We start from the raw sequence: 6,733 nt of genomic DNA, 5'->3' as shown, positions 1-6,733 counted from the left end.
TCTTGGCTCCTCTTCGTACGTAGGGTTTAACATAGGCCGGCGGGATCAATCTCACATCATGTCCAAACTGCCGAATCTCCCGCGCCCAGTGGTGAGCAGTCGCGCAGGCCTCAATGCCGACTAGACAAGGCGCGAGCGAGGAGAAGAACGACACGATCTCGCCTCGCCGGAGGCGTTGGCGACCGGCCACTTGGCCTTGGCCATCAACTGCATGGATGTGATCGCCGGCGCCGAGGGAGCGGGGCCGTCTTCCCCATCAACGGCCGGCTGCGGGATGAATTGATGAACAAGATGCTGTTCACGTCGCTGGCCGGGCCCGCGTCGCGCTCGGATGTTGGCGCGCGGATTACAACGACACAAGACCACACTCACGGCTCGGATGGAGGACGCCGTCCGAGTTCGCCATCACCTGCAACCCGCGACGGGATCTCGCGCTGCGCTATGCTGAGGGCTCCGCGCCAGCTCCCGTCGCTATCACCGTGCCACCATGCCTGGTGGGGATGGAAGCCTGCGGTAGCGCCCACTATTGGGCGCTCGAGATCGCAGCTCTCGGTCATCCGGCGCAGGGCGAGATGATTCATATAAATGCCAAGAAGCACGAACATCCGAGGGGGCGGCCACCGATTGAGCTGGCCCGAACAAGACTCGCGACGCCGCCCGGATTTCGTCCACGTCTGCATTGACCACCCTTCCCGCATCGCATCCTTCGACATCAATCCCAATAAGGCCGCGCACAGCGCTCCCTTCCTTGAAGCAGCTATGGCGTATCACAAAAGCCTCGGTGTGCCGCAACTGGCGCCATGAATGAGACAGTTTCTACCAGGCGTTCGCCTTCAACACTGCCGGGTGCGCATCAAGCACATGCGCTAAAAGCCCTACAGTCCAAACATGGAAAGACCGAGCCCTTCAACCAGACTGCACTTCCGCAATGGGCTTCCGCCGAAGCCTATCAACATCAGATCGGCGCACCCCGTGCTGCCATCTGGTTCGACCAATACAACGAGGCTTGGCCGCACTCGACGCTCGGCTGGATTACACCTTGTACTCCCTCCGCCTGCGGCGAGTCTGCGCGACGCCCTGCGAAGCCTGACCACTCCGCGGGCCGGCCCCTGCCAGCCATGATGAAGACGGATCTGACGAACCCTGGAATATCCCTCCCGCTGCATGAGAAACGGAGCCCACGTCACCTTGGCGATCGCTGCGGCCGGTATATGCCCGCGCCGCGTTGCTCGCGACCATCACCGCCCTGGCGCCCATGATTGCTGTTAAAAGGCGCCTTGAGCCAGCATGTGGCCGGTGTGCAGGGCATCAGTAAGACCGACCTGCCGAGCCTATGACCGCCAGGCCGGGTCGGATTGGGAAGCGACACTCCTTGAGGGTTGCGCGCGGAATTCCTCCCATTCCTCAGGCCCCCAATTCTGCAGATATGGATACCTGTTAGCGCCCGCGTCGAGCGCACCACCCCCATCGATGGTGATGCAGTCGCCATTGATAAATCCAGCATGGACCGACATCAAATACGAGCAAAGATCCGCAAGTTCGCCGTGCTGCCCTACGCGTCTCATAGGAACGCGCGCGAGCTGCGCTTCATATTCAGCCGAGTCCGGGTAGAGTTTCGCCGATCCGGGCGTAGGAAAGATCCCGGGAGCGACCATGACTGTGCGGATACCCTTGGGACCCCATTCAACAGCCAGGCTCCGCATCATCGAAATTACTCCAGCCTTCGCTGCAGCTGAAGGGACCATGAACGCCCTGCCCTGCCAGCCGGAACTTGTCACAATCGAGAGGATCGTACCCTGGTGGTTGTCCTCGATCCATCGCTTGCCAGCTCCCAGGGTACAGTAAGCGTTGCCATGGAGCACAACGTTGATGATCGAATCGAAAGCGCCCGGAGATAACGTCTCGGTACGCGCAATGGTGTTGATCGCCGCGTTGTTGACAAGTCCATCAAGAGGGCGCTCACGCCAGATCTCCTCGAACATGGCGTCAACCTTGTCGGGGACGGAAATGTCACAAACGAAATAAGCAGCCTTGCCGCCGGTCTTTCTCCATTCCGCGACGGTTTCCTTGAGCACCTCCTCGCGCCTGCCACAGATCACGATTTCCGCGCCTAGTTCAAGAAAGCGGGTGCCCAGACTTTTGCCAATGCCCGTTCCGCCGCCGGATATCAGGATTTTCTTCGCGTTGAGGATATGGTCAGTGAACATGCCTTTGTCTCTCCATTCATGTGCGACTAACGCGTTGCGTGCCAGGGATAGTGTCGGCAGGACTGTGCGAGGTACCAGACTTTGATTGTTCAGCTTATCTGAAAGGCGCTTAGGTACTAGGGCAAGTCAGCGTTCACAAGACCGGGCCTCTCGTGGCGGGCGAGGCCACCTGGATGTGGGCAGGCATCTTGCGAACGTTGCGCGCGTGTTGATTACGACATCTTCAGCTCAATTCATGGTGTCCCGAAACGCTGATCTCCAGCCGTGCGCCGGGGGGTGATCATGAGCTGAATCGTCTCCACCGCGCGTCCCTCAACCGATCTGCATTGATATCGGTCGCCAATTACAAGCCGTCCGAGCCGATGAAGTCAGCGCCGGATGCCTTTAGTTAAGCTTTAAAGGCGCGCTGAGCCACCGTCCAGCTGTTGAAAGAAGTGCCTATATTCAGCGTAGTGTTTCAGTATTGCCGCAAAGGCTGAGTGATTGGCCCGAGATATTGCGTCCTGCATCGGAAATCAAAAAGTGGATCATCTCCGCGATTTCCCTGGGCGGGATCATTCGTCGCAACGAGACAACATCGAGCCATTTCCTCTGCATTTCGTCAAACGACAAGCCCACAGCTTCCGCTTTAGCGGAAATGACGCGATTTATTCGATCTCCAAAGACCACCCCGGGCATGATGGCATTGACCCGCACCCCGTCTGGACCGATTTCCATCGCAAGAGACTTCATCAACCCGACAAGCGCCCATTTTGAGGCCGCGTATGGCGTTCGCAATGGAAAGCCTAGACGTCCAGCCGTAGAGGAGATGAAGACCAACGCACCATCACGCTGCTTTCGCAAATAAGGCACTACAACCTTGCAGGCGACGAATTGACTTTCGACATTGACGCGAAAGACACTTTGCCAGTCGACAAGACAAATATCTTCAATGTGAGATGTTGGACCGGGGATTCCGGCATTGTTAACTAATGCATCTAGACCATCGAAGTCACTGATTGCGTCTTCCAGAAACTTCGCTTGCGCTGCTGCGTCCCTGACGTCTACAAGCTCCGAGCGGACCTCAGGCAGTTGCTTACGCAACTGTTCGATACCATGTTCGGAGACGTCGCATGTCGCAACACGAGCCCCAGCATCCGCCAGCTGGTCGACAATAGCTCGTCCAATTCCGTTCGCTCCAGCGGTAACAATGACCCGCTTGCCTTCTATTGCTGTTCGCATTGCTCAACCTCCGTCCAAGCTTCTCACTGTTCAACAAGCGTCCGCAGCTTCAGCTATGCTTCGAGACAGGATGTGAGCTCCCAATCCCTGCTGCATAGGCGTCCTTCGCGTCCCCCGCGATTCGCTGCAAACCAGCGAGTACGCTCTGATTCACCTTTTCCTTCGTTCGCCTGAAGCTGACTTCGGGAAATTTACTGAGAATCTGCGCGTGCGCGATTGCCTTCTCCTCACATTGCCGCGAATCAACAATCTCGTGAAGCAGCCTCTGATCGAGAGCCCATGACAGCGGGATGGCCTCGCACCCATAAATGACGTCGGACATAGCGGCTCGACCGACGAACGTCTCCATCATGTACGCGCCGATTACACAGGTGTTACCGTGTTTTAGTTCCCACATCAGCAGCTGGGTTCCTGCCGATCCCACGCGCCAATCACAGCATAGTGCGATCCCAAGGCCAGTACCTATTGCGTATCCGTCGACTGCGGCAACACTCGGTTTCGTTACCTTCAATATTGCAGAATACAGATCAATTACCCTCTCAATGGACGCATCGGCCCAGCCGCAGCCAGACCGCTCGGCTCGCTCTTTAAGATCGCCACCAGCGCAAAATGATCGATCCTTTCCTCCCGTCAGCACCAGGGCACGGATCGCGGGATCGTCCTCTACCTCCTGGCAAATGGAACGAATAGCATTCTCCAGTGCCAGATTCATTGGGTTATGAGGGTTCGGATGATTGAAGCGCGCAACCAGAACTCTGCCTCTGGTCTCCGTTTGGAGGATCCCCATAGTGTATCCAATCAGGCGTTAGCGTCCGGAAAGTGCGAGTTGCGTGCGAATTCACGTATGCGTTCGAATCCACGCGCACATCGCCCCAACGTAGTCATTCTGCGGCTTAGAATAGGGCACAATTCTTGCGAGAGCGTCCTGCCAATTCTGGTAATCGAGATCACTTTCTTCGGCGCGACCGTTCAGTTATCGATCAAAAACTAGGTTTTTCGCTTCAGTAAAGCGCGCAATGAAGCAATGAAGCCGCGTCTCGCAACCGTTCGGCAGCTTAGCGCGAACGAAACGATGATGTTGATGCACCGGTCTTGATGCTCGATGTCTATGCGAGAAATGGTCACATCGTCTCGACGATCGCTCAAAAGGACTTCGCTCCCATGAGCGGCACTCCCCAAAATTTCACCTCCGGAGGCAGCCTTCTCGGCGTCTTCTACTGGCACAAAGTTGTGGGGGCGCTTTGGCCAACAGCTCGTCTCATGGCTTGTGCATAGGCTTAGGGTCCTGGAGGAGGAGCGCGATTACTCAGGTCGGTGGCAGCTGCAGGTCGGGAACGCTGCCAACATCAATTCCAACTGCCTGAGCCTTCTTAAGCACCTCCAGGGCGGTCCGAACGCTAGCATAGTCCAGCATATTTGATTTGTACCGAACCGCGCCCTCGCCACGCGCAGTGGCCTCGGCCATGAGGCACACGATCTTGCGAGCCTCATCGATCTCGTCCTCGGCTGGCGAGTAAATCTCATTGATAATTGGAATATGGGTAGGGTGGATGGCCGCCGCAAACGATGCGCCCATGCGCTTCGATCTTTCACCCACTCGCCGCACCAATTCGAGGTCGTCCACTGTCGCTGGCATGACGCCTTCAATTTGTATAATCCCCGCAGCGCGAGCTTGCAGCACCGAATAGGCGCCAAAGCAATTCCCCTCATCCGTCGCGTCATTGAGCTGCACGCCCAGGGAACGAGCCGCGTCTCCGCCTGGGGTTGGGCCACCAGCACCACCGGTCCGCTTGATCCTCTGAGAGGCCATGCAGATATCGTAGAGCCTGTAAATAGCCTGAGCAGTTTCAGCGTGGGCACAAATCTCGATTCGGCCGACCGGTAGCCCCCGCGATTTCTCCAGCTCCCCAAGCACAAGGTCTAAAGCGGCAATATCTTCCGGAGTTTCAGTCTTAGCCAGCGCCACGCCGTCGAGGCCATCGATCACAACGGCATTAAGGTCGTCTAAGAGACAGCCTGTTCCCCACCTATTGAGCCTCACGAAGCGCCCGAAGGGGCCGGTGCCTAGCTCCGTAATAGCTTTCGCGACCGCGCTCCGAGCTCCAGCTTTCTGAGAAAGCTCGACCGAGTCTTCGAGATCGAACATTAGGGCATCCGCGCCATATTTGGGCGCCTTTAACATCCAGTCGAGCTTGTCTCCAGGGACGTATAGCACCGAGCGATACCAGGGAGCTTCTCGAAATGGCTGGGGCATAATATGATCCTCGCTCGAAACTCACATTTCCAAGGTCGCGTCAGGTGCGGGCCTGTTACCACCTCGGATCGATGACCATTGTTGTCTACCCTTGTTTACATATCTGAATTGTACGTGCACCTACCTTTCCTTGTGGGCTTTCCGTGATTACGGTCGGGGGGAAGCAACTGGCGCAAAGTGCCGAAGCTGCGGCGCGAGCCGGATGCTCGCTCCACCGATCGCCGCGGAGGCGCATGGCTTCAGCGACCAACCCTAACAACGACGTGACTATTCGCCGGAAAGCGCGGTATTTCTGCCGCTCGCCGACCATGCAGAGCTACACAGAAGGACCACTCGCTTGCTTGCAAACGCTCTATCAGTCAGCTTGGCAATCATGGACTGGAAGCAGCAGGCGCACCGATGAAGAGAGAGGAAGGTTCACGGAACAGCAGTTAACCGCGGTCTTCAAGCATGAACGATTGCTTTGCGGACAATCCGTTGTCATTAGTCCTACAATATGCCCCCTAATCGGTGGGATCGGCGTCCAAATGTGGCTCTGACGCAATCTTGGGTGCAGCTGCCTTCACTCTGCGCCGATTCGCCGGGCTTGGAGCAAGCCGATCTTCCCGCGGCCACACATCTGACGCCTGGCGAGCTTGAGTGCGTGATCTGACCTTCGGTTTATCCGCTCGACCAGCCGACGTGATTGCCGCTCGGACCGCTGCCTCATCCTTCCGAGGCCACTGGCGAAGTAAGCCTCCGGTGAGGCTTTCAGCCCACAAATTCTCCCAAACCATGGCGCCCGGGGCGATGCCGGTCAGGTGTGACAGCCCGCGCGACATGACGGTAGTCCCAGGCGGCGGATCGCTGACGCGAGCGAGATAACCGCCGAGCCGACGATCTTAATCAGTTAGCGCGATAGCGTTTCAGTCTTGCTCTGGTTTGTCGCTGACGAGGCGATCGAGCACTCCGATGTCAATCGGCGTTCGACTGGGACCCCCTATCGGCATCCAAAAGGGACCCCTTTGATCGGCGTGCTCTGCTGGGAGCGCTCGGGTCGTCGGAGCTGGTC

At 57.4% G+C, this 6,733-nt stretch carries 4 protein-coding genes and 2 pseudogenes; 1 reads left to right on the top strand and 5 read right to left on the bottom strand.

The annotated features are described in order from the left end of the window. Positions 1-217, bottom strand: a pseudogene (locus IVA87_RS27935) (IS110 family transposase); the annotation flags it as partial. A 41-nt stretch (positions 218-258) separates the two neighbouring features. Between IVA87_RS27935 and IVA87_RS27930 the strand changes: the two are divergent. Next, positions 259-467, top strand: a pseudogene (locus IVA87_RS27930) (transposase); the annotation flags it as partial. 864 nt (positions 468-1,331) lie between these two features. Here the strand turns inward: IVA87_RS27930 and IVA87_RS27925 are convergent. The 4 genes from IVA87_RS27925 to IVA87_RS27910 form a co-directional block, all read right to left on the bottom strand. Next, positions 1,332-2,207 (bottom strand): SDR family oxidoreductase, encoded by an 876-nt coding sequence (locus IVA87_RS27925; RefSeq protein WP_247336128.1) that lies wholly within the window; start codon positions 2,205-2,207, stop codon positions 1,332-1,334. 444 nt (positions 2,208-2,651) lie between these two features. Next, the gene (locus IVA87_RS27920) at positions 2,652-3,428 is read right to left on the bottom strand and encodes an SDR family oxidoreductase (protein WP_247336125.1); all 777 of its coding nucleotides are present in this window, start codon (positions 3,426-3,428) and stop codon (positions 2,652-2,654) included. A gap of 49 nt (positions 3,429-3,477) precedes the next feature. Beyond that, entirely contained in the window at positions 3,478-4,215 is a 738-nt protein-coding gene (locus IVA87_RS27915; RefSeq protein WP_256466509.1) for an enoyl-CoA hydratase/isomerase family protein, read from the bottom strand. A 519-nt stretch (positions 4,216-4,734) separates the two neighbouring features. Continuing rightward, complete coding sequence (locus IVA87_RS27910) at positions 4,735-5,682, bottom strand: CoA ester lyase (protein ID WP_256466508.1); 948 nt, start codon at positions 5,680-5,682, stop codon at positions 4,735-4,737. Positions 5,683-6,733 lie beyond the last annotated feature (1,051 nt).

It is taken from the genome of Bradyrhizobium sp. 147 (assembly GCF_023073935.1).
Classification (GTDB): domain Bacteria; phylum Pseudomonadota; class Alphaproteobacteria; order Rhizobiales; family Xanthobacteraceae; genus Bradyrhizobium.
Note: the sequence above shows the minus strand (reverse complement) of the source record. Positions and strands in the feature narration are given on the sequence as shown.

Coding starts and splice junctions, on each gene's coding strand:
- IVA87_RS27925 (WP_247336128.1), bottom strand. CDS start 2,207: ATGTTCACTGACCATATCCTCAACGCGAAGAAAATCCTGATATCCGGC.
- IVA87_RS27920 (WP_247336125.1), bottom strand. CDS start 3,428: ATGCGAACAGCAATAGAAGGCAAGCGGGTCATTGTTACCGCTGGAGCG.
- IVA87_RS27915 (WP_256466509.1), bottom strand. CDS start 4,215: ATGGGGATCCTCCAAACGGAGACCAGAGGCAGAGTTCTGGTTGCGCGC.
- IVA87_RS27910 (WP_256466508.1), bottom strand. CDS start 5,682: ATGCCCCAGCCATTTCGAGAAGCTCCCTGGTATCGCTCGGTGCTATAC.